The sequence below is a fragment of the Streptomyces sp. NEAU-sy36 genome (assembly GCF_013423905.1).
GTDB classification, from domain to species: domain Bacteria; phylum Actinomycetota; class Actinomycetes; order Streptomycetales; family Streptomycetaceae; genus Streptomyces; species Streptomyces misionensis.
The window spans coordinates 2,415,300-2,436,667 of record NZ_CP058977.1 but is presented as its reverse complement, the minus strand read 5'-3'; the positions used below and the strand labels follow the sequence as shown (position 1 = coordinate 2,436,667).

Below are 21,368 nucleotides of genomic sequence, written 5' to 3'. Positions count from 1 at the left end.
CCGGTGGTGGACTCGGACGAACCTACCGGCCCCTCGCTGCCGACTGTCAACAGCCCGCTGAGCTGCGCGGACGCCGAGGCGTTCGGGAGCGGTGCGGAGGATGCGCAGGTCGCGCCCGGAAGCGGCGGCGGCCGGGGGCCGCCGCGCCGCTCCCGGAGATCACTCGCCCGGCCGTACGAAGACCGTCCGGCCGCCCACCACGGTGCGCAGGCAGCGCGGCAGTTCACCGCCGGGGGTGAGGTCGGGCAGGCCGGGGGTGCCGGAACGCGGGTCGGTCGACCAGCGGGCCACCCGGTCGTCGGGGGCCTGCACGACCAGTTCCCCGGTGCGCCAGACGGCGAAGTCGGCGGGCGCGCCCGGGACCAGGGTGCCCGCGTCGTCCCGGCCGATCGCCCGCCAGCCGCCGCGGGTGTGCGCGGTGAAGGCGGCGCGCACGGAGACCCGGTGCTCGGGGGTGTGGTGGAAGGCGGCGGCCCGGACCGTGCCCCACGGGTCGAGCGGGGTGACGGGGCTGTCGGAGCCGAACGCCAGCGGGACGCCGGAGCGCAGCAGGGCCGCGTACGGGTTCAGGGTGCGGGCCCGCTCCGCGCCGAGCCGACGGGCGTACATGCCGTCCTCGCCGCCCCAGAGCGCGTCGAAGGCGGGCTGCACGGAGGCGATCAGGCCCAGCTCGGCGAAGCCGGCCACGGTCTCGGGGGTGAGCATCTCGGCGTGCTCGACGCGGTGCCGGGCGGCCCTGACGCGGGCCAGGCCGACCTTCTCGGCGGCGGCGCGCACGCCCTCGACCACGGACGAGACGGCGGCGTCGCCGATGGCGTGGAAGCCCGCCTGGAGGCCCGCCTCGGTGCAGGCGACCACATGGGCGGCGATGGCGTCGGCGTCCAGGTAGGCGGTGCCGCTGTGCCCGGCGTCGGCGTACGGCTCGTGCAGGCAGGCGGTGTGCGAGCCCAGGGCGCCGTCGGCGAAGAGGTCGCCCGCGGCGCCGATCGCGCCCAGCTCACGGGCCTTGTCCACGTCCTGCTCGGCCCAGTAGCCGATGACCCGGGGGCCGGGCAGCTCGCGGGCGAGCTCCAGCAGGCCGGTGAAGTCGTCCTCGGAGGAGATGTGCGGGCCGCCGCACTCGTGCACCGAGCCGATGCCGAGGGAGGCGGCGTGCGCCAGGGCGGTGCGCTGGGCCTCCGCCCGCTGGGCGGGGGTGATGGCGGCGAAGGCGGCCTTGCGTACGGCGTGGTGGGCGTCCCGGGTGAGCGGGGCGTCCTCGCGGGGCAGCTCGCCGCCGACCAGGTCGAGCAGGGCGGTGGTGACGACGGCCGAGTGCACGTCGATGCGGGAGAGGTACAGGGGGCGGCCGCCGGTGGCCTCGTCCAGCTCCGCGCGGGTCGGCGGGCGGCCGCCGGGCCAGCGGGCGGCGTCCCAGCCGTGGCCGAGCAGCACACGGTCGGCGGGGCGGGCGGCGGCGAACTCGCGGACCAGGGCGAGCGCGGCGTCCAGCGAGGGGGCGGCGCTCAGGTCCAGGCCGGTCAGGGCGAGGCCGGTGGCGGTGGTGTGCACATGGGCGTCGGTGAAGGCCGGGGTGACCAGGGCGCCGTCGAGGTCGATGACCTCGTCCACGCCGTCGGCGAAGGCGTCCGCGGCGCCCTCGGAGCCGACCCAGGCGACGTGGCCCGCCTCCACGACCATGGCGGTCGCGAAGGGGTCGGCGGGACTGTGCACCTCGCCGCGGCGGAGGAGGAGGGTACGGTCACTCATAAGCGACAGTTTCCCTCCTGCGCCGGGCGCCGTCGCACCTGGGGCCCGTTCGGGGCGCGTCCGGCGCGGCGGTGCCGGCGGCGGGCCGGCCGCCGGTCTCAGAGCTGCGGCGGCCGTGCCTCGTACGGCGTCGAGAGGACCACCGTCGTACGCGTGGACACCCCCGCCAGGCTCCGCACGCGGGCCAGCAGTTCCTCCAGTTCGTGCGGGGTCGCCACCCGGACCTTCAGGATGTAGTTCTCGTCGCCGGCGACGCTGTGGCAGGCCTCGATCTCGGGGACGCCGGCCAGGCGGTCCGCGATGTCGTCGGGGGCGCTGGGGTCGAACGGTTTCACCGAGATGAACGCGGTGAGCGACAGCCCGACCGCTTCCGGGTCGACCACCGCGGCGTAACCGCGGATGACGCCACGCTGTTCGAGCCGGCGCACCCGCTGGTGCACGGCCGACGTGGACAGGCCCGTGGCCTTGCCCAGGTCTGTGTAGCTCATCCGCCCGTCCTTGACGAGCAGCTGCACGATCTGACGGTCCAGCTCCTCCATGGCGCCAAAACCTACAGGGCGGCCGATCTCCACGGACAGCCGACGGGCCCCCGCGGGCATGCGCGGGCGGCATGTGACGAAGGACACACGGTTCGAACAGGCTCCGTGATGTTCTCGTGATTACCGCCGAGACCGGACGGGAAGTGCTTGCTGTGGTCGAGGCCGCCGCGCCTTTCACGGCCCAGCCTTAGGGGGAGAATCCCATGCAGAGTGTCAAGCGCCCTGGTCGATCCGCGTCCAAGCGGCAGCAGCCGGTGGTCGAGCCCGAGCCGGAGGGCGTCGAACCCGACGCCTTCGACGAGGAGCTGGACGCCTACGACACCTTGGAGATGTTCCGGGTGATCTGCCCGGACTGCGCGCAGCCGATCGCGCTGCTGGCGGACGAGGAGGTCCTGCCGGAGCACGCGCTGTGCGCCTCGCCGTGGAACCCGTTCGGGCTCACGGTGTGTGCGGGCACGGGCCGTTCGGCCGCCGACGCCCGCCCCGCGGACGAGTCCGTCACGCCGCAGGAGCAGGACACCGCCCTGCTGCTGACGCTCCCCCAGGGGCTGGACTGGCGGACGCAGCCCTTCTCGCACGTCGGGGGCCCGGGCTCGCGCCCGATGCGGGTCCCGGAGATGCGCCGCCGGGCCGCCTGAGTCCCGCGCACCGCAGCCTTCCCGGCCTTCCCGGACCGACGCCCGAGTCGGGCGGTGACCCGCGTGCCCGTCGGCACGTTCCACCGGTGTGGCACCCCACCCGGTCACCGGGCGTCCGCGCCGCTTCTTCCTCCCGCGCCCGACGGTGCCGCCCCTGGCGCGCCCCCGCGTGCCGGGACCGGCCGGGGCCGCACCCCGCCGGACTGCCGGACCGCCGGAGCCCGCGACGGTACGGACCGACGGCCCGGCGGGGGCGCGGGAGCCGGTTCAGCGGGCCTCGGGTCCCGCCACATGGCGGGCGATGACCATCCGCTGGATCTGGTTGGTGCCCTCGACGATCTGGAGCACCTTCGCCTCGCGCATCAGCCGCTCGGCCGGGAAGTCGGCCGTGTAGCCGTACCCGCCGAGGATCTGCACGGCGTCCGTGGTGACCTTCATGGCGGTGTCGGTGCAGTGCAGCTTGGCCATGGCGGCCTGCTTGGCGAACGGCTTGCCGGCGTCGCGCAGGCGGGCCGCCGCGAGGTACAGGGCGCGCCCGGCCTCGATCTGGGTGGCCATGTCGGCGATCATGAAGCGCAGGCCCTGGAAGTCGGCGATGGGCCGGCCGAACTGCCGGCGCTCGGTGGCGTAGGCGACCGCCTCGTCCAGCGCGGCCTGGGCGACGCCGACGGCGCAGGCGGCGATGCCGAGCCGCCCGGAGTCGAGCGCGGGGTCGCCGAAACGGGCGGCACGTTGTCCTCCGTGTTCTCTCCGCTCGCGACGACCATGTTGTACATGCCGTCGCGGGAGAAGCTGCGGTTGGCGGAGATGAGGACACCCGTCTCGCCTGCGTCGACGTCCCAGGCGACGGGTGCGGTGAGCAGGTCGGGGAGTTCAGCGATGACGAACTGCCCGTCGGCATCCGCGTACACCTCGGCGCCGATCGCGGTCGCGCACTCCTGAACGGCGGCCCACCGGTCTGACTGGGCGTCCCAGGTCATCGTGCCGATCGTCGCATCGGTGGCTCTGTTCGCGATGACGGCGCCCGGGATGCTCGCCTGAATCAAGTTGCTGATCGCGGCGGTGGCGTTCGTGGCTCCGCGCGTGGTGTACGGGGCGGTGAACTTGTCGTCGGCGACCACGGCTTCGAGGCCGCTGCCGTCGATGGTGACTGGGCCGAATGCCGGGTCACCGCTGATCGAGTTGATCCGGAACAAGCCCAGGGGGACGGCCTCCACTGAGCCGTCGCCGTAGGTGATGCCGCGCATTATTCGCAGCTTTGCCCCGTACACGGCCAGCTGGTCCGTCGGCGACATGGGCAGGAGGCTGACGTCCGGGACGGTGACGGTGCAGGTGCGGCGCACAGAGTTGCCGCGGTCGACGGTGACGCTCCCATCGGTGTGCGCCAGGTCGAGGACGACACCGTCGGTGCGCATCAGCTGCACCTGCGTGTACGGAACGTGGGACTGTCTCAGGGCAGGCAGGAAGCGGGCTGAAGGAGGTGGATACATGCTGATGTCCCCCCCCTTCAGCTTCCGCTCCGTTGGTCCAGTGCCAGGTCGAGGACGGTCGCGTACCGGGAGACGACAGTCAGTGCGCTGGCGTTCTCCAGGGCGACATCTCTGACGGTCCAGCTTGCCGAGCCGGCCATGCCTCCCGTCGGCTGGTCGACCTCGGTGAGCGGCAAGGTCCACTCCCGCCACGGCTCGTGCGCGTAGGTGCTCACGCGAGGAAGCGCAGTCTCACCTACAGACACGTACACGTCGGACTCCCCCATGCCTGGAGCCGTCTGCCACAGCAGGACGTTTCCCGTGGCGAGCAGGAAGCGAAGCGCCTCCCGCTCGTCATCGCTCTGCGTCCACACGATGAGGTCGCCTTCGCGCCCGGACCGGACGCCGGATAGGACGACCGCGTTCTGCCGGCCGCGGGGTCGCATCACGTTCTGGTCGATTGGCTGCTTCCACTCCGGTGCCTGTTTGACCAGCACTCGCCGGTTGAGGATCGGCCGCGACGGGTCCTTCAGCCAGGCGTAGTTGGGGTCACCGGGATCTATGGTGTAGGTGTTCGTGGTGCGGTAGGCAGCCAGGAGTCCAGTGGTCGCCGAGTAGAACTCGATCCGGTAGCTGAACGGCACACCGAGGGGTGCTTCGTAGTCGGTGACCACGTAGGTGTCATCGGTGTTGGTCAGGTGATCGGTAAGCCCTGTCGCGTCACGCAGCAATGTGCGCGACCCGTTGGCGAGCACCCGGTAGACCGTCATCAGCAACGCGGTGTTGATCTCGCGCGTGACCAGCGTCGCTGACGCGGATCCGTTGTCCACGGTGACCTCGGTCTGCGGCAGTACCTGGACTAGCTGAACGTTGTCGATCTGCAGTGTGCTCGGCGCCGACGTCGCCGTGACAACAAGATCGATCTGAGCAGAGACCGCGTTGGCCGGCGCCAGCGCATCATGCTGCAGGAGGTACCAGGGGCCGGTGCTGGGAATCGCCCAGCTCGTCGACGGGTCGGTGCTGATGAGCGATCCAGACGCGTCCAGCCAGCGGACAGTGAGCACCGCGTTCCATGCGCCGGCCACCTGCTTCATCGACACCTTCAGGCGCCAGTTCACGCCCGGCGACACGGCGTAGATGCCGGATCTGATGGTGCTCCCTGACGCCGTGGCACTGGATACGGTCAGGCTGTAGTAGTCGACGCTCGCCTGTGCGCCCCACGGCGTGGACTGGCCGATCGTCGCGACGCCCGCAGGCACGGTCCACTGGCCGATGCCCTGCTCGAAGCTGGAGTCGGCATATGGGACGACGTTCGCGTTGGGGAGGTCGCTGTAGGTTGAGGCGGCCCGTGCCTTGAGAAAGGCGCACTCGACGCGCATGGCCTGACCGGCGGTTGCCGAGTTGATACCGGCGGCGAGCGATGCCGTAGCCGCTCCTGCGGGCGCCACAGCGGATACCACCTGCCGGTAGTAACTCGTGCCGGGCGCGGCCAGAGTGGAGCGGGCGGAAGACAGCTTGACGCCGCTCACATCGTAGAAACGGAGCTCCACCCAGCACGAGGAGCTGCTGGCCGGCGGGTTGAGGTAGGCCTGGCCGACGTATTCGATGCCGGGGGTCACTGCGGGGCGCTCTACACATGCTGCTGATGCGTTGCCGGCCGCGGTGGCCGTCAGCGTCAGCATCTCGCCGCCGGCGTAGTACCAGTTGACGGCCCACGGCACAGCAGGGACGGTACGGGACAGAGTCCCATTCGTTTCCGCAGCCCACGAGGAACCGCTGATCTCGAACTGCTCGGCATCGAAGCTGAGCAAGTTCCCGGGAATCCGCATGGGATACCCCAGATACACGTTCTCGAAGAACGTGATCTGCCCCGCCGCGGTCGCGGTTGCAGAGATCAGAACCTGCACTTGCGCCGCCCCCGCCGGAGCCTGTCCCCCGACTGAGATTCGGTGCCACGCCGACGACGCAGAAGTTGTCGTCAGCGACCAGGTGATGGAGATCTCTGCTCCGCTGGAGCTGAGCCAGCGGAGCCCGATCCGCTCGGGAATCGTGGTGGAGCTGGCGTCCGCGAACGTCCAGTAGGTATCGCCAGCGGTCACTGGGTAGGAGGAGTAGGTGCGGGCCTGCATCTCCCCGGCCGCTGTGGCCGTCAGCTTGGCGACGCCGTCGCCGTTCCGACCGCCCGACCCCAGGCCGAGCGAGCAGTTCAGCTTCGCGGCCCAGCCCGAGGTGTTCGGGTCGATGGACTCCGTCGTCGCCGACAGGAAGTTCCCGGGGATAGCCATCATCACCCCCTCGGACGCGCTTTCAGTGCGGTCAGGACCTGTGTGTTGTTCTGGCTGACGATGTGCTGTGCCTCGCCACGTACCCGGCCGAGGAACTCGCCAGAGTCCAGGTACAGGTTGCCCTCGAAGTGCGCCGGCGAGGAGGCCCCGTCATCGCCTCGGACGGCGGCGCCCTGGATCGCCCGCCACTGGGTGGGCGTCAGTACGGCCTCGGGCTGGCCGAGGCCGTTGTACATCAGGTTCATTCCGGGGGGCATCCAGCCGCCGGAGTCGTAGCCGCCGGCCCGGTTGTATGCTTCGGGCAAGCTGCCGTAGGCATTGAGCGCGTACTTCATCGAGGAGTAGACGTTCGCGAGCGGATTGACCGACACCCCGTACAGGAACGGGCCGGTGTTCCGGTACTTGCCCGCGAAGGACTGGAAGGTGCCGCGGATGACCTGCATAAGGCCGACCGACGGATGGCCGGCCTTCCAGTTGGAGTCCCACTTGTTGACGATCGTCGGGTTGCCGCCTGACTCCTGCTGCATGCGGCGCAGCGTGATGTCCGCGTAGGAGAGTGGCTGGCCGACCTGGCTGAGCGCCTGCTTGACCACGCCGCGCCACTGCTCCACACCCTTGGTCGGGCTGTACTTCACGTTCGGCGCAGCAGCGGCGTCTCCCTTCTTGCCGGCGCCCACCAGCTTGGCGACTGCGCCCTTCATCAGGCTCTTCAGCAGGCCGACGAAGCCGATGCTTCCGCCGGGGATCTTGTTGATGAGCGGGTTGACGACGTGCGTGACACCGGCCTGAATGGCGCTGCTGAACGTGTCCTTCAGCCAGCTGGCGCCCTTCTTCACCTTGTCCCAGCCGCTGCTCAGGACGTTGCCGATGCCCTCGAAGATGCCGCCTCCCGCGTAGCCGAGCAGGCCCCGCACTCCGGAGACGCCGCCGGCGCGGGCCGCGGCGTTCATGGCGTGCACGTAGCCGGGGCCGACCGCGCGGGTCCACTCGGGCCGCATGATGGCCTCGCCGCCGCTGAGAGCGACCGGGCCGGCCACGGAGGGCACCAGGTGGACGTCGCGGCCCGGGGTGTAGCCGGGCATGATGCCGCCGGTGGCGAACTTCATCGGGTCGAGGTGCTTGCCGCCGAACGCGTCGGTGACAAGGTTCCAGACCTTGCGCAGGCCGTTGTTGTAGACGACGTCGACGACGTACTGGACGGGTGTCTTGGCGATCCCCTTGACCTTGTCCCAGGCCAGCTTGATACCGGCTCGCGCGGCGTCGAATGCGCCGACCAGCTTGTCCTTCAGGGTGTTGCCCCAGCCGGGGATCGTCTGCGTGAAGAAGTCCCGGATCGGGTAGACAACCCACTTCTTGATCCAGGTCCAGGCGGCGTTCATGCCGGCCTTGATGTCGCCCCAGTACTTGATGATGGCGACGACGGCGAGCCCGATCGGCCCCGTCAGGGCGCCCAAGATCCAGGGCCAGTTTTTCTTGACCCAGTCGATCACCGTGTGGAAGACGCTCGGGATGGTCTTCGTGAAGAAGTTGGCGAACGGTCCCTTGAACCAGTCCACGACAGCGCTCGCGGCAGCCTTGATTCCGGCCCAGATTGCGTTGACCGCGTCGTGGAACCAGCCCCACTTCTTGTACGCGTAGATGACGGCAGCGACCAGGGCGATCACGGCCGTGATGAGCAGGACGATCGGGTTGGCCTCCATCACGAGGTTGAAGGCGGCCTGGGCTATCGTCCAGACCTTCGTCGCCACCCACACGGCATAGATCAGCTGGATCAGCCACGGAAGCGTGCTGGCAATGGATCCGATCCCGGCCGCCACGGCGCCGATCACCTGAAGCAGGGGCCCGGAGATCGGAGTCAGGGCCTGGCCGATCGCCAGGAAGGCCCCGGCGATCTGACCGAGGGTGCGGGCGATCAACGGGGCTTTCTGGGCGGCGAAGCTGAGGAAGTTCTCGAAGGCGGGCGATCCCTTCAGTCCCGCACCCCAGGCGGCGAACCTTCCGGTGATCCGCTGCATGGCGGCGGAGATGCCCTCCATGTGCGGCAGGAAGGCGTCGACCACCCCAGCCATGCCCTTGATGACGTTGCCGAACGCAACACCAAAGCCTGTGATAGCCGGGCCCACGCTGGTCTGCAGATCCTGCCGGAAGCCCTGCCAGAACGGCGTCTTCAGCTGCGCCGATGCCCGGTCCTGCAGCTGCTTGATGGCGCTCGCCGCGGCGAGGACGAACGGCGTCAGCGTCGGCAGAGCGTTCCTCAGGCCCACCAGCGCGCGGGTGAAGATGGGCATCACGGCCGGCTGCAGCGAACGCGACCAGGCATCGAACGCGGTCCGCAGTCCCGTGAACGCGGTGAGCGTGGCACGCGCTGCCGGAGACAGCTTGGCCAACTCAGCACGGTACTTGGCCTGCGCGGTCGCGGCCTGATCCACGCCCCCGGCCGCGGCCAGCGACGCCTGCTGGATCTGACGCTGCGCTGAGGCGATCGAGTCAGCAGCAGTCTGCTGCGTGACCGCCACGTTCGCCTGAGCATCCGCGAGACGCTGCTGCGCCTGCGCGATCTGCTGGGAGTTCTGCTGCGCCGTCTGTGCCTGCGCGTCCTGGGCGTCCTTCAGCGCCCGGGTGCGGTCGGCGACGTTCTGCTGCGCCTGCGCCAGCTGGTCTTGCGCCGCCTGGACGGTCTTCGAGCCGTCGACGCCGGCCTTGTTGGCATCAGCCGTGTCGGACTGCAGGCGCTTGACCTCAACCTGCTGCTCCTTGAGGTGCTGGGTGGCCTGGTCGTAGGTGAGCTGAGCCTCCTGCCGCTGAAGCTGTGACGCCTTCGGATCCATCAGCGTGGCGTCGAGGTTCTGCTTCGCCTCCTGGACCTGCAACTGCGCGTCCCGCAGACTGAGCTGGGAGTCGGCCAGCTGGTTGTTCATGTCCTCCAGCTGGCGGGCGGCTTCCTTCCGGGCCGCGGTCAGGTCCAGCTGGGCCTGCTTCTCATCCTTCTGCGCCTGGGCGAGAGACCGCTCGGCGTCCTCGACCTGCTGCTCGGCCTGCTTGGTGCGCTGCGCAGCCTGCTGGATTGCATCAGCGAGAGACTGCTTGGCCTGCGCGACCTGCTGCTGCGCTTGCGCGATCTGCCGGGCACCGTTGCGCTCGGCCGTGGCCAACTGCTGCTGCGCGGACGCCATCTGCAGGGCCCTCGATGCCGCCTGAGACGACGCCTGACCAGCCTGGTAGGTGGCGTTGGTCGCCGCGTCCTGAGCTGCCTTCTGCGCCTGCAGCACCCCGGCGATCTGCTTGACCGCCGGAACGGCGACGAGGGCGATACCGCCGATGCCGGCGCCCGCGGCTGCTGCCGCAGCGGCGATCGAGCCGAGACCCGCTGCGATCACCGGAAGGACCGGGAGGATCGCAGGACCGAGTGCGATCGCCGCCGCCGTCAGGCCGCCGAGGCTGGCCTGGGCGGCACTGGCGTCGATGTCGACGTTCTTGCCGTCCACGGCGTCGACCTCGGCGCGCAGCGCGGCCAGCTGCGCGAGTGCGGCAGCAGTGTCGGCGCGTACCTGGACGTTCGGGTGCTGGGCACCGAGCCGCTTCAGCCGCTCCTCGATGTCGGTGATCTCTGCCAGGGCGACACCCGCATCGACGTCGATGCCGATGCGTTTCCCGGAGAGGGTCTCCAGGCGGGCCCTGAGGCGAGCCATGTCAGCGTCGAAGCCGGTGTCGGACAGGCGGACATCAGCCTTCGGGAGGGACCTGAACGCGGCTTCCAGCCGGGCCTTCATCGCCCGGGAGAACGCGCCGCCGGCGTCGTCGCCTTGCCGGGTGGCTGCCGGCCGGGCAACGCGACCGCCCTGGGTGACGCCGTCGCGCAGGGAGTCCCGGACCGACGCCGAGATCCGGGCTGCGATCTGCCGCCCGATCTGCTGGCCGATGCGGGAGCCGACGGCGTCACCGACGGCTCCCTGCATCGCGGGCCCGAACGCCCGCCCGGCTGCCTGCCCTGCCTCGTCCCCGGCCCGCGTTGCAGCGGGGACGATGCCGTCACGTAGCCGGTTGTAGATGCCCTGCGTGTTCGGGATGACGTCGACTTCGACGGATCCGACGCTGATGGCCACGGAGCCTCCCTCCGCGGCGCTACGCGGCGCCTCCGTTGATCAGGTTGAACAGGAAGTCGGCGCCCTCGTCAGTCAGCGTCGCCTTGGGGCGCGGGGGTCGGGCGCCCGGCCGGCGGATCGGCTCGGGCGGATCGGGCCGCCGCGCCTTCTTGTCGGTGTTGGCGCAGACGAGGACGTACTCAACGCGGGCGATACGGTCCACGGCCGCCGCAAGCAACTGCTCGACCTTGGACCAACGGTCCTTCTCGGGCTCGCCGCTGTCTGCCTGTTCGGCCAGCACCTCGTCTGGCGTGGCGTTGCGAAGCGCGGTCCACGTCGCCGACTCGGGCGGCAGATGCTGGATCAGGACCCGCAGCCGCCGCCACGACAGACTGCCCCGGTACACGTCGAGGAGGTCGACGCCGCTGTAGTAGCGGAACAGGTCCGCCTCTACCGCCTCCGCATGCGCCTCGACGACGGAGCGGGTCCACGCGATTTCCCCAGGCTCTCACCGGACCGTCGGCCCGCGTCCTCCGTGAACGCCAGGAACTCGGTGATGGTCGGGTCGAGGTCGAGGTAGAGCTCGTAGTCGTCGGGGTGCAGCACCGCCTGCGCGAACCCGTCGAGGTCACCCTGATTCAGCATGCGGCTCCACGACGTCCGCCAGACCGCCGGCGGGACGATCTGCACCTGCTCGCCGCACAGCTCTGCGGTGACGTACTGGTCGCCGGCCTCGGCTTCCTGGGCCTCCGCCTCGCTGATCTCCGGCTCCTCGACGTACCGCTCGGACGCCCCTCGCGGGCCGGAGGGTCGAGATGCCGATCGTGCCGCAGTGCGCGGCTTCCTGCTGTTGCTGTTGGCCACGGCGCGGGCCTCCTTCGGTCAGGGCGCGGGCAAGGTGATTGAGGTGGGCGGGCCGGGCCCGCGCCAGGGATGGCGGCCCGCCCACCGGCTCAGGACCCCGTGGTTGCGGGCGTCGCCGGGACGATGTCGCTGTGGTAGACGGTGTTGCCGGCCTCGTCGGGGTAGGCGGTCACAGTGATCTCGTAGCCCGACATCTCGTCTTGCTTGAACGTGACGTCGGAGCGGTCGCTGATCTCGCCGCTGGGGACGTAGAAGCCGCGCGCGTTCGAGCCGTCGAGGACGACGAACCACCAAGCGCGGCGGTCCGGGGTCGGGGAGGCGGTCTCGGCGAACGCGGTGATGCCGCTGTCACCGTCCGGGGTGAGGTTGGCGGCAGGGATGCGGTACATCACCGACTGGACGGCGACGCGCGCGGTCTCCCACAGCGTCACCTTGAACGTCCGCACCGACTTGGTGATCTGGGTACGGAACGGGCTGGTGAGGCCCCACGGGGTGAACTCCTGGCTGTCCTCGTCGAATCCGTAGACGAGGCCGTCGTCGGAGATCGCGCCGAGCGGCTCCCACGGCGCGGCGGGCTGTGTCAGCGGCGAGTCCGGGGCGGTGGCACCGACAGCCGCCACCCAGCCGCCGCCGTTGGCGCCGACGATGGTGAGGTCCGCCGCGCGGGTGATCTGAACCATGAAGGGTCTCCCAACGTGCGAAGACCCCGCGTCAGGCGGGGTCGGGATTACGGGGTCCGGCGCGGGCCCAGCCGGTCAGGAGACCGGATGGCAGTAGATCTCGTAGGTGCCGCCCACCCGTCGGAGGGCGGTGTTCTCGTAGGGGCGGGCGACGGGCCGGGAGACGGTGGCAACCAGCCCGAAGACCGCCCGCGCGGTGACAGAGCCGCGCAGTTGAGACAGCAGCAGGGCGTGCACCTGCCCCGCCAACGCGATGGCGTCAGCACGCGTGGAGTGGTAGACGTCCACGTCGACGAGGGGCCGGTCGAGCCGAAAACCGTCGTCGTCACCGGCCACAACCTGCACCTGCACGGTCGGCAGTTCCTCCAGCAGGGCATTGTCGAGTTCGTCGCGGACCACCACATCGGCGCCGAGACGGGTCTGCAGCCAGCCGATCAGCTCCAGCTCCACATCGACCGAGCCGACGGACGCCATCACCGGCCGCCCTGCTGAGCGGCACGCAGCAGCACATGGCGCGCTGGCACCCGCTCGGTTCCGTACTCCACCCAGCGGGCGTAGTAGGAGCCGTTGCGGACGTAAGCCGCGGCCCGGTCACGGCGTCGGCCGCCGCGGGCTGTGCTGTCCACAGACCAGCTGCTCTTGTACCGGCCCGGATGCGGATCGCCAGACCCGCCGACCGGGGACATGGCCACGGCTGCGCCCTCGATCTCATGTGCACGGCGCACGAGATCCGCGCGGATCATCTCCGACTTCAGGAGCTGACCAACGCCTTTACGGGACATCTTGAACCGTGCTGCCATAGCTCCTCCAGCAACTCGCGCACCAGGGGGCGGACATGGAAGTGAAGGGCGTGCTCGGCACCATCTCGTTCGACGGGGAATGGGTCACCATAACGAAGACACGTGCCGGATCCCGGCCGGCGCCCGCACGGCTGCGTGCCGCCGACATCACCGGCACCCGGTTCAAGCCCGGCAACCGGCTGTTCCACGGCTACGTGCAATTCCTCCTGCCCGGCAGCGACGCCGCAGGCGAGAAGGGCGGCCTGACGCGTGGAGGGAGACCGGCCCCTTCGGACCCGCACAGCCTGTCCATCCCCCGCAAGAGCAACGACGCAGCCGAGAAGCTCATCGCTGCCATCGAGCAGGCCCGCCACTAGCCGGTGACCCGGTCCGCCGCGAACTGCACAGGCCCGCGCGTCCCGGTGAAGGGGGAGCGTCCCCAGTCGCCGGGCTCGCCAGTGATCTCACAGGTGACGCCGCGGACAACCGCCTTGTCCGTGGTACGCAGAGCCGTTCCGGCCGGCGCGTACACGGTCCAGCCGACGATGACAGTGTCCCGGCCCTGCTGCTCGGGGCCGCCGACCTGAGGCGTCTCGGCCCTGGGCGTGACGACGCAGCCGGGCACGTCGAACGACTCGTCCTGGCCGGGCAGCGGCTGACCGCGCGGATCCCGGCCGGGCGAGAGGCCGGTGCGCAGGATCCGCACCGTCTCCCCGAAGGGGTACGGGCCGGGCATCAGGTGTACCCCCAGCCGGGTTCGTACTCCATGCCAGGGCCGATCTCGCCGTCCGTCGGCCAGGACGGCCACGGTGTGGCATCCGCAGGGGTGGGATCGATCGTGAAGGCGCCGCCGAGGCCAGCCAAGGACTTGAGCGCCGTTCGGTCGGCCTTCGTCAGATACAAGCCCCCGGATCCCTGGGGGCGCTGCACCGACATCGGGCCGATCGTCTCGTAGGAGACCTGCTGCGGGTTGATGTAGGCGCGGCCGGCCACGCTGAGCACGACCGCGTCCGCCCCGTCGGGGAGCGGCTTGACCACCGTCTCGCACAGCGACTGAGCCTTGCTGATCAGCAGATCGGCACGGTCACCGTTGATCTCCGTCAGGTCCAGGTAGAGGGCCAGTTCCTCAGCAGTCGGTGCTACGAACGCCATCGCCGCCTCCTAGGCCAGGGCCTCCACCGCCTCGCACCAGGCGGTCAGGTCGTCCGTCGGATCCAGCTCGGCAGACCTGGCCAAGGCCCGCTTGGAGGCCAGCTCCCACTCCTCCGGGTCGGAAAGCCGCTGCAGATGAGCGACCCAGGCGTCCAGGTCCCACCGCTCCGCAAACAGGCCAGCGCCACCCAGCGACTCGGCGAGCCCGGGTGTCGGGTGTGCGACGACCGGGATCCCGGATGCCATCGCCTCGACGCCGACCCGGCCCCACGACTCGTAAGAGGACGGCATCAGCAGCACCCGCGTGCGGGCGTACACCTCCCGCATCCCGGAACCGCCCGGCCGGCACGGCAGCACCTCGACGTTGTCGAGGCCGCCCATGTCGACCTGGTCGCCGTGGGCGCCCTGCACCGCGAGGAAGCGGGTGTCCGGCAGGCGCCGGGCCAACTTCTGCAGCACCAGGCCGCCCTTCTCCGCCGAGCAGTTGATCAGAGTGATCCGGTCTCCGGGCTCCGTGCGGTACTCCTCAGCGAACACCGGCGGACGCACAACCAGCTCGCGCGACGGCCGGACGGACCGCGGATACTCGGCGAGGACCAACTCGGCCTCCCGCCGCATCCACTGGCTGTTGTAGACCGCGAGGGCCGTCTCGCCGGCCATCGCATCCCGGAACGTCTGCCGGTGGCCGTTGTGGCAGATGGCCACGAAGGGCTTGCTGTAACCGCGGGCCATGGCCGCAGTTGCCGGCACGTTCTCCAGATGGGAGACCACCACGTGGGCGTCACGCAGCGCCGTGCCCCAGTCCTGGCGGGCCTGCAGCGGCACCACGCGCACACCGTCGAGGTCGTACACCTCGCGCTCGGCGCCGTACCGGGATACCCACACCGACACGTCGTGCCCGCGGGCGGCCAGCGCGCGCAGCATGCCGTGCGCCATCCACTCCGCCCCGGCATTGTGGCCCGGCGGGTAGCCATGCAGCCGGGCCACGATCCGCAGCCGGCTGGCCGTCTGCGTGCCACCCTTGGCGGCGGGGCGTCGCGGACTCACGAAGTGGCGCCGCTGGAGACGTACTTGACGAACGCCTTCTCATCGCCCATGACGAAGCCGAAGTACGCCTCGACGAGGAGGAGGACGAGGTTCTCCTGGAAGGCGGAGTGGACGGTGCCCGCCTCGTCGACGTAGGTGGCCTCGGTGCTGACCTTGACGTTGATGTCCATGCCGACGCCGTAGGCGCACTGCGTCCAGTCGCCGCCGATCGCACGCAGGCCCGAGTCGGTGGAGGTGGACTGGCGGCGGTACTTACCGGAGACGCCAGAGCCGTAGGCCAGCGGCTCGCCGACCAGCGTGCCGTTGCCGGCCGCGTCGGTGCCGCCCGTGGTCGTGTCGACGAAGATGGGGCGGCCCATCGTGTCCGTGGCCAGCAGGAGCTGCGGCTTGAGGCGCTTGTCGGCGGCGAAGCCGTTGAAGTCGAAGTCGTCCTCCGTGACGGCGGCCATGCCGTTGACGAGGTCGGCGTAGATGCCGCCCTTGTTCTGTGCGGCCGTTCCCAGTGTGACGCTCTTGTCGGTCATCGCCAGGTAGTCGCCGAACGGGCCGGTGCCGCCCTTCATCGTCCGACCATGGATCGCCGCCACGTCGAAGGCGCGACCGATCGCCCGCGGCAGGTCCGCCTGCAGCTGCGCGTACAGGCCCGCCGCGTTGCTGGTGGCGACCTCCATCGACACCGGCACGAGCGTGGCGACCTTCTTGCCCGTCATCTCCTTCACGGAGATGCCGCCGCTGGACAGCGGCTTGACGCCGCCCTCGTTGACCCAGTCCGCGGTCGGGAGGTCGAGCGGGACCGGGATCGCCGTCGTGGCCGTCATCGCCAGCGGCACGCGGCGCGCGAGCCGCATGACGACGCTGGTCTCCAGCGTCTGCGCGAAGATCGGCTCCGTGATCTGCGGCGGCAGCAGCGTGGACGGAAGCCCGGGAAGAGTAACCGGTGCCGTGGTGGCCATGATCTACCTCTTTCAGTGACGCCCCTTCAGGGCATCGCTCAGGAACCCGGCGAACGCGTCGGCGGGAGTCGTCTGGGAGCGCCGGTTCCCGGAGGAACCCTGCGCGGGATCGGGTGCGGGCCGGCGCGGACCGGCCGGAGCCTTGGCCCAGTGGGGCTTGCGCTTGAGCAAGTCGTCCAGGTCACCCCGGATGCGCTCGATGTCGATGTCGCCGGAGTCGTCCACGTAGGAGCCCAGATCGAGAGCACCGGCCGCGTCGTCCGGGTCGGCGAAACCGTCAGCGGCGAGGGCACGCACCTCGGCGCGCACCGCCCGGGTTGCCGCAGCCGCCGCTCGCTTCTCAGCTGCCTGCTGAGCCTCGACAGCCCGCTGTTCGGCGGTCTTCTGCGCGTCTTCCAGCTCCTTGGCGCGCTTGGCCAGCGGCTCCAGCTCCCGGACCTTCGTCCGGTGCCCGGCCGCTTCCCGCCGCAGCTTCTCGATCTCGCGGCGGGCCCGCTCCGGGTCGGCCCACGGATCGGTGGGCGTCTCCGGCCCGGTCTCGGCCAGCTCGACGGGCTGCTCCGGCTGCCCGCCGGCAGGTGTCTCGGGCTGAATGGTGGTCTCTTCGGACATGGATGAGCCCTCCTGGGGCGTCGAGAACGCGACCGCACCTGGCGGTCAGTGAGTGGCGGGCAGATGCCCGTGCTCGGCCAGCGCCAGACGGAATCGCCTGAGCTGGTCTCCGGAGTGCGGCGCGGCGTACTCCCGGTACAGCCGCTCCCACTCCTTGGCCTGGTCGGACAGCTCGAAGCGCTGCCCCTTGAATACCGGGATGGCGCCGCAGTGGCAGCCGTCGTGTGCCCGGAAATCCACAGTGCTCTGCTTGTAGACCATGCCGCGGGTCGCGAGCATCTTGCAGAACGCGCATGCGCCCAGCGAGGCAGTACGAGCCCAGCCGATCGCCAGCCGGTCCTGCCGGGCTGCACCCGTCACCGTCTGCCGGCCCGTATCGGCCGCCAGCTTCTGCGCCGCCCGCTCCGCCTTCACCTCGGCCTGCTCCAAGCGGACCGCCAGCGGTTCCTTCTGGGCCGGCGTCGTCGCCGGATCCTCCGGGTCGCGCGGCCACAGATCGGCCGTCGCCCAGCGCATCGTCTCCGACACCTGATCGGGCGGCGGAGGATCAGCGAGTGGCGCCGTGAACGACTGCCCGATCCGGGCCGCCGCGCGCTCTGCCTCGTAGTAGTCGGCGGCCAGCGTCGCTGACGCCCGGCTGTACTGGTCCACCACCGCGTTCACCGCGGCGATCCAGTCCGGCACCGACGACCGCAGCTGCGACGGCAGGATCAACCGGCGCAGCCTCTGCATGTCTTGCGTGAGCAGCCGGGACAGGCCCTGCTGCGCGAGCCTCCACCGCGCGGCTGACGCCGCCTGGTCACTGATTCGCTGCGGCATCCGGCTGTCCGATCGCCTGTATCTGACCGAGGCGGGCCAAGACGCTCTGCATGGCCTGCTGGCCCGCAGCACGCTGCTTGTCCGCCAGCACCTGCTGCTGCTGCATCGCGGTCAGCCCGACCATCTGCAGCGTCACCGGGCTGTCCGGCGCCAGGATGCCGGCCGTCACCAGCTTCACCGCGGCGTCCGTCGACGCGGCCACCGTCGGCGTCGCGGCGTTCCGCCACACCGGCTCGATGACCCGATCCTTGGCTGGCGGCTCGCCCGTCTGCACCCACAAGGCCAGCCGCAGCGCCTCCGACCAGACGTGCCCGAAGCGGCGTTGCCGGCGCTCGGCCCGCTTCACCAGCTGAGCCTCCGTCGACCGGATCGCATCCGCCGACGCCGGGTTGTCACTGGTGTACCCGAGGTAGTGCGGTGGCAGCCCGAGCTGCGTCGCCATGATCCGCGCGTACAGGTCGATGACCTTCGTGTAGGCGGACGGATCGTGCGCGGCGAACTGGCCGACCTGCGGGATCTGACCGTCCTCGTCCCGCTCCAACGCCAGCACCCGGCCGATGTACGTGTCCCAGGCGCTCTTGGCGTTGCCCTCCGCGTCCTGGAACGCGCTCTCGGACGCACCGAGGATGTACCGCTGCGGCGCCGCGAAGAACTCCCGCGCCACCTCCATGCCCATCAGCGTCCGGCACGCCGCATCCGTGATCGACATGACCTCGGGCGTGATCTCCGAACGTCCCAGGCGGTCCGCTGTTCGCTGCCGGTTCGCCATCCTCAGCACCGGCGGCATTCCGAGCTGATGCTCGTCCCGTTCCAAGACGATCCAGCCGACGGTCGGGTCCGGCGCCACCTGGATCGTCTGATCCGGCAGATACAGCACATACGACGGCTGGCCGGCAGGAAGACCGAGCGCCTCCGGCTCGACCTCCTTCAACGCGGCGAGGACCGCCCTGCTCCGAGCGTCCCACAGCACCGCCATGTCCCGGGGCGACTCCACGCAGATCAGCGGCGGGCAGTCCGACGAGCCGCAGTCACCCGAACCCACCGTCAGATACGCCCGGCCGTACACCAGCGCGTCCGTGTGCGCCAGGCTCGCCTCGTCGTAGAGGTCGTTCGCCGTGGCGACCGCCTCCAGATCGGTGCTGTCCGAGCCGTCAGCCCAGCGCAGCGCCTCCAGGTCGAGGCGCTCCTCCAGTGCCGTCACACCGATCCGGGGCCAGCCCAGCACCGTGTGCAGGCCGCGCAGCTGCGGCGGAATGGAGATCCCGAGGTCCCGCACGACCTGCTCGCCATTGAAATACGCGTCGTGCAGGTCGTAATGCCAGCGGGCCGCCAGCAGTTGGCCTCGCAGATGCTCCAGCAGATCCCGCTCGTCCTCCGACAGCATCGTCAGCGGCAGCTCAGGAATCGTGGTCGTCACCGCAGCACCACCACCCGTCCCTTACCGCGCACCCGCGAGCGCTTCGCCCACATCGGAGAGTTCAAGACCATGCGGCGCAGCATCCGCGCGCCGATCGCACACACCGCGAGGTCGATCTTCCGCGCGGACTCGCGGTGTTCCTTGCCGATCGTGTAGCCCCACGCGTTCGTGCGGCGCCGCGCATTCGAGATGTGCTGCCGGAGCACCTTGTGGCCGTCATGCGGCACCTGCCGCTCCAGCACATCGCGGTAGAAGCGGTCCACGGCCTCCGTGAACGCCTGCTGTCGGCGCCGGTCCCGCATGTCCCACATCACCGCATGCTGGCCATGACCGGAGGGCACCGCCTTCAGCTTCAGCCTCTTCCCGTACCGCTGCGCCCACGCGTCGACGTAGCCGTCCCAGTAGCGCTCGCCATCCGACTCATCGAATCCGGCGCCCGGGTCCGCGAAGAACGCCAACGGCCGGTACTCGGCGAACACCCGGTCCACCACGCCGTCGACCTCTTCACGCGGCACCCGCCACGGCTGGCCCTCCGGCCAGTTCGCCGGCCGCTGCCACACGCCGAGCGTCTTCACGAGCCCGTCCGACATTCGGCAGCCGACCAGGCCAGTGGCGTCGTCGCTCTTGGAGCCGTCGAAGAAGCAGACGATCTCGTCGCTCGCCTCCAGGTCCAGGCCCTCATGCGGGTTCGCATCCCACTCGTAGCGGGCTAGGAACGCATCCTCGGCGGCCACGATCTGGTTGAACCAGAACCGGCGGCTACGGCTGGGCGGGTTGCGGACGTCCAGGATCGACGCCTTCAACCGGTCCACGTCCAGCCACACCGAATCCCCGCGCACCGCGCGCAGCGTCGGAACGATCCACGCCTCGGTCAGCTTCGCCTCGGCCGGAGCCTCCAGCGAGTCGTAGAACAGGCCCGTATCCACCGAGCGCCCGGACTCCGCCGACTCGAACGCCTCACGCGTGCGCTCGGCGACGCTGTCCTCGCCGGGCTCGTAGGCGTTGGTGTTCGCCAGCGTCCGCGCTTGCCCGTCCGCTGACTTGGTGGCGTTGCGCTCGATCACGGCCGCCATCTCATGGCCCTGGTTTGACTCCACCCAGTGGTGCGTCTCCCCCAGCGACACGAACGTCGGCCGGCCACCCTCCAAGGCGCGTGGCGACGAGGTCACAGCCTCGATCCGGGCCCGGCCCTTGTCGGCGTAGATGATCTCCTTGCCGAGGTCGATCCGGAACTCCTCGATCGCCCGCTTCGACAGGATCGACGGGAACAACGTCATCGTGTTCCGCGTCTGATCCTGCGACACCGCGGCGATCTGCACCCATGCTGCCGGATGCTGCACCCCGAGTGGCTGCCCGGCCGGCACTCCCCACTCGTTGCCCTCGTCGGCGACCTCCCCGAACCGACAGGGGCCGACGAACTCGAACGCGCTCCAGGTAGCGATGAGCGGGTCCTTGCCCCAGCCCTTCAGCCGCTGGATCACGCCGTCGCGCCACAGGAACCGGTTCGTCACCGGGTCCATCGCGTACCACCACAGCGTCAGCCGGGCCTGCTCCGCCGTGTATCGCCACGGCGCCCCGGCGTAGTGCTGCAGGTAGGTCGCCGTCCAGGCCAGACAGTGCCAGCCCAGCGTGTACTCCGGCAGGACGAATCGCCCATCCGGGCCACGCTTCCACGTGAACCCGATCGTGAACGGCTCGACGACCTCGGGGACTTGCTCGTCAGCCGCCGGCGAGGTCACGGTACGCGTCCAGCGGCTTCACCGCGGCCAGCTGAGGGCCAGCAGGCTTCCGCTCCAGCTCGATCCGCGCACGGCGCCGGTCGCCCTCCGTCGTCAGCAGACGGGCCATCACGCTGTCGAGCGCCGAGACATACTGCCCGTTCGGTGGCCGGTCCGACGACAAGCCCCGGGACATCAGCTCCGCCGCGTACCGGGCCATCGCCCAGTCCGACGGCTGGTAGAAGACCGCCTGCCCCGACTCCTGCAGAGACAGGTACCAGTCAGTGGCGATCGGATGCCAGAGCGGATCGGGCTCTGGTAGGTCCGGCAGATCAGCCGGCGGCCCTGACGGGGCCTTGGCCAGCTTCGGCCCGTCGTCCTTGTTGCGTCGGCGGCGCGCTTCGGAGCGCTCCGGTATGGGTCCACGAGTGCCCATGACGACCTCCAGGGTCAGGCACGCCGCCAGGGCGCGCGGGGCAGATGCGTTGCGCCAGCCGCGCCGCCTCCAGGACGAGCGCAGTCACGGTGTGTGATCTAACGGGCCGGGGCCCATGGAAACCCGTAC

The 21,368-nt window shown here is 70.3% G+C and carries 20 protein-coding genes and 2 pseudogenes; 2 read left to right on the top strand and 20 right to left on the bottom strand.

Going from position 1 to position 21,368, the window contains the following annotated elements:
- Nucleotides 1-159: 159 nt before the first annotated feature.
- Nucleotides 160-1,749, bottom strand: a complete 1,590-nt coding sequence (locus HZZ00_RS11280) for an amidohydrolase (protein WP_180332051.1) — start codon at nucleotides 1,747-1,749, stop codon at nucleotides 160-162.
- A gap of 98 nt (nucleotides 1,750-1,847) precedes the next feature.
- Nucleotides 1,848-2,288 (bottom strand): Lrp/AsnC family transcriptional regulator, encoded by a 441-nt coding sequence (locus tag HZZ00_RS11275; protein WP_070030008.1) that lies wholly within the window; start codon nucleotides 2,286-2,288, stop codon nucleotides 1,848-1,850.
- A gap of 203 nt (nucleotides 2,289-2,491) precedes the next feature.
- On the opposite strand from HZZ00_RS11275, the gene HZZ00_RS11270 reads away from it, so the two are divergent.
- Nucleotides 2,492-2,926 carry a hypothetical protein gene (locus HZZ00_RS11270; RefSeq protein ID WP_070030009.1) on the top strand — a complete coding sequence of 145 codons (435 nt, stop codon included), beginning with the start codon at nucleotides 2,492-2,494 and terminating at the stop codon, nucleotides 2,924-2,926.
- Between the two features lie 267 nt (nucleotides 2,927-3,193).
- Here HZZ00_RS11270 and HZZ00_RS11265 read toward each other — a convergent pair.
- From HZZ00_RS11265 to HZZ00_RS11225, 9 genes and pseudogenes are all read right to left on the bottom strand, one after another.
- Nucleotides 3,194-3,634 (bottom strand): annotated as a pseudogene (locus HZZ00_RS11265) (acyl-CoA dehydrogenase family protein); the annotation flags it as partial.
- 335 nt (nucleotides 3,635-3,969) lie between these two features.
- Nucleotides 3,970-4,341: pseudogene (locus HZZ00_RS38295) on the bottom strand (DUF5047 domain-containing protein); the annotation flags it as partial.
- A gap of 92 nt (nucleotides 4,342-4,433) precedes the next feature.
- Nucleotides 4,434-6,683: a hypothetical protein gene (locus HZZ00_RS11255; RefSeq protein ID WP_257585748.1), complete on the bottom strand. Its 2,250-nt coding sequence runs from the start codon at nucleotides 6,681-6,683 to the stop codon at nucleotides 4,434-4,436.
- Entirely contained in the window at nucleotides 6,683-10,783 is a 4,101-nt protein-coding gene (locus HZZ00_RS11250; RefSeq protein WP_180332050.1) for a hypothetical protein, read from the bottom strand. The genes HZZ00_RS11255 and HZZ00_RS11250 overlap by 1 nt, the downstream gene beginning before the upstream one ends.
- 19 nt (nucleotides 10,784-10,802) lie before the next feature.
- Entirely contained in the window at nucleotides 10,803-11,168 is a 366-nt protein-coding gene (locus tag HZZ00_RS11245) for a hypothetical protein (protein ID WP_257585747.1), read from the bottom strand.
- A gap of 44 nt (nucleotides 11,169-11,212) precedes the next feature.
- Nucleotides 11,213-11,626 (bottom strand): hypothetical protein, encoded by a 414-nt coding sequence (locus HZZ00_RS11240; protein ID WP_180332049.1) that lies wholly within the window; start codon nucleotides 11,624-11,626, stop codon nucleotides 11,213-11,215.
- Between the two features lie 89 nt (nucleotides 11,627-11,715).
- The gene (locus HZZ00_RS11235; RefSeq protein WP_180332048.1) at nucleotides 11,716-12,306 is read right to left on the bottom strand and encodes a phage tail protein; all 591 of its coding nucleotides are present in this window, start codon (nucleotides 12,304-12,306) and stop codon (nucleotides 11,716-11,718) included.
- Between the two features lie 75 nt (nucleotides 12,307-12,381).
- Nucleotides 12,382-12,780: a hypothetical protein gene (locus HZZ00_RS11230; protein ID WP_180332047.1), complete on the bottom strand. Its 399-nt coding sequence runs from the start codon at nucleotides 12,778-12,780 to the stop codon at nucleotides 12,382-12,384.
- Nucleotides 12,780-13,106 carry an HK97 gp10 family phage protein gene (locus tag HZZ00_RS11225; RefSeq protein ID WP_180332046.1) on the bottom strand — a complete coding sequence of 109 codons (327 nt, stop codon included), beginning with the start codon at nucleotides 13,104-13,106 and terminating at the stop codon, nucleotides 12,780-12,782. The genes HZZ00_RS11230 and HZZ00_RS11225 overlap by 1 nt, the downstream gene beginning before the upstream one ends.
- A 35-nt stretch (nucleotides 13,107-13,141) precedes the next feature.
- Between HZZ00_RS11225 and HZZ00_RS11220 the strand changes: the two genes are divergently transcribed.
- On the top strand, nucleotides 13,142-13,462 hold the full coding sequence (locus tag HZZ00_RS11220; protein WP_180332045.1) for a DUF4429 domain-containing protein: 321 nt from the start codon (nucleotides 13,142-13,144) through the stop codon (nucleotides 13,460-13,462).
- On the opposite strand, the gene HZZ00_RS11215 is transcribed toward HZZ00_RS11220, so the two are convergent.
- Genes HZZ00_RS11215 through HZZ00_RS11175 form a run of 9 tightly spaced genes read right to left on the bottom strand, consistent with a single transcriptional unit; the run spans nucleotide 13,459 to nucleotide 21,239 of the window.
- Complete coding sequence (locus HZZ00_RS11215) at nucleotides 13,459-13,821, bottom strand: hypothetical protein (RefSeq protein WP_180332044.1); 363 nt, start codon at nucleotides 13,819-13,821, stop codon at nucleotides 13,459-13,461. The two genes, HZZ00_RS11220 and HZZ00_RS11215, sit on opposite strands and share 4 nt — an antisense overlap.
- On the bottom strand, nucleotides 13,821-14,237 hold the full coding sequence (locus HZZ00_RS11210) for a hypothetical protein (protein WP_180332043.1): 417 nt from the start codon (nucleotides 14,235-14,237) through the stop codon (nucleotides 13,821-13,823). Before HZZ00_RS11210 ends, HZZ00_RS11215 begins: the two co-directional genes overlap by 1 nt.
- Before the next feature lie 9 nt (nucleotides 14,238-14,246).
- Nucleotides 14,247-15,284, bottom strand: coding sequence for a glycosyltransferase family 4 protein (locus tag HZZ00_RS11205; RefSeq protein ID WP_257585746.1), 1,038 nt, complete (start codon nucleotides 15,282-15,284; stop codon nucleotides 14,247-14,249).
- Nucleotides 15,281-16,237 carry a phage major capsid protein gene (locus tag HZZ00_RS11200; protein WP_180332042.1) on the bottom strand — a complete coding sequence of 319 codons (957 nt, stop codon included), beginning with the start codon at nucleotides 16,235-16,237 and terminating at the stop codon, nucleotides 15,281-15,283. The genes HZZ00_RS11205 and HZZ00_RS11200 overlap by 4 nt, the downstream gene beginning before the upstream one ends.
- Nucleotides 16,238-16,249: 12 nt before the next feature.
- Nucleotides 16,250-16,849, bottom strand: a complete 600-nt coding sequence (locus tag HZZ00_RS11195) for a hypothetical protein (RefSeq protein ID WP_257585745.1) — start codon at nucleotides 16,847-16,849, stop codon at nucleotides 16,250-16,252.
- 45 nt (nucleotides 16,850-16,894) lie between these two features.
- Nucleotides 16,895-17,668: a hypothetical protein gene (locus HZZ00_RS11190; protein ID WP_180332041.1), complete on the bottom strand. Its 774-nt coding sequence runs from the start codon at nucleotides 17,666-17,668 to the stop codon at nucleotides 16,895-16,897.
- Nucleotides 17,649-19,085, bottom strand: a complete 1,437-nt coding sequence (locus tag HZZ00_RS11185) for a phage portal protein (RefSeq protein ID WP_180332040.1) — start codon at nucleotides 19,083-19,085, stop codon at nucleotides 17,649-17,651. The genes HZZ00_RS11190 and HZZ00_RS11185 overlap by 20 nt, the downstream gene beginning before the upstream one ends.
- A complete protein-coding gene (locus HZZ00_RS11180; protein WP_180332039.1) occupies nucleotides 19,082-20,824 on the bottom strand; it encodes a terminase in 1,743 nt (580 codons plus the stop codon). Before HZZ00_RS11180 ends, HZZ00_RS11185 begins: the two co-directional genes overlap by 4 nt.
- Nucleotides 20,805-21,239 carry a hypothetical protein gene (locus tag HZZ00_RS11175; RefSeq protein WP_257585744.1) on the bottom strand — a complete coding sequence of 145 codons (435 nt, stop codon included), beginning with the start codon at nucleotides 21,237-21,239 and terminating at the stop codon, nucleotides 20,805-20,807. Before HZZ00_RS11175 ends, HZZ00_RS11180 begins: the two co-directional genes overlap by 20 nt.
- Between the last annotated feature and the right edge of the window lie 129 nt (nucleotides 21,240-21,368).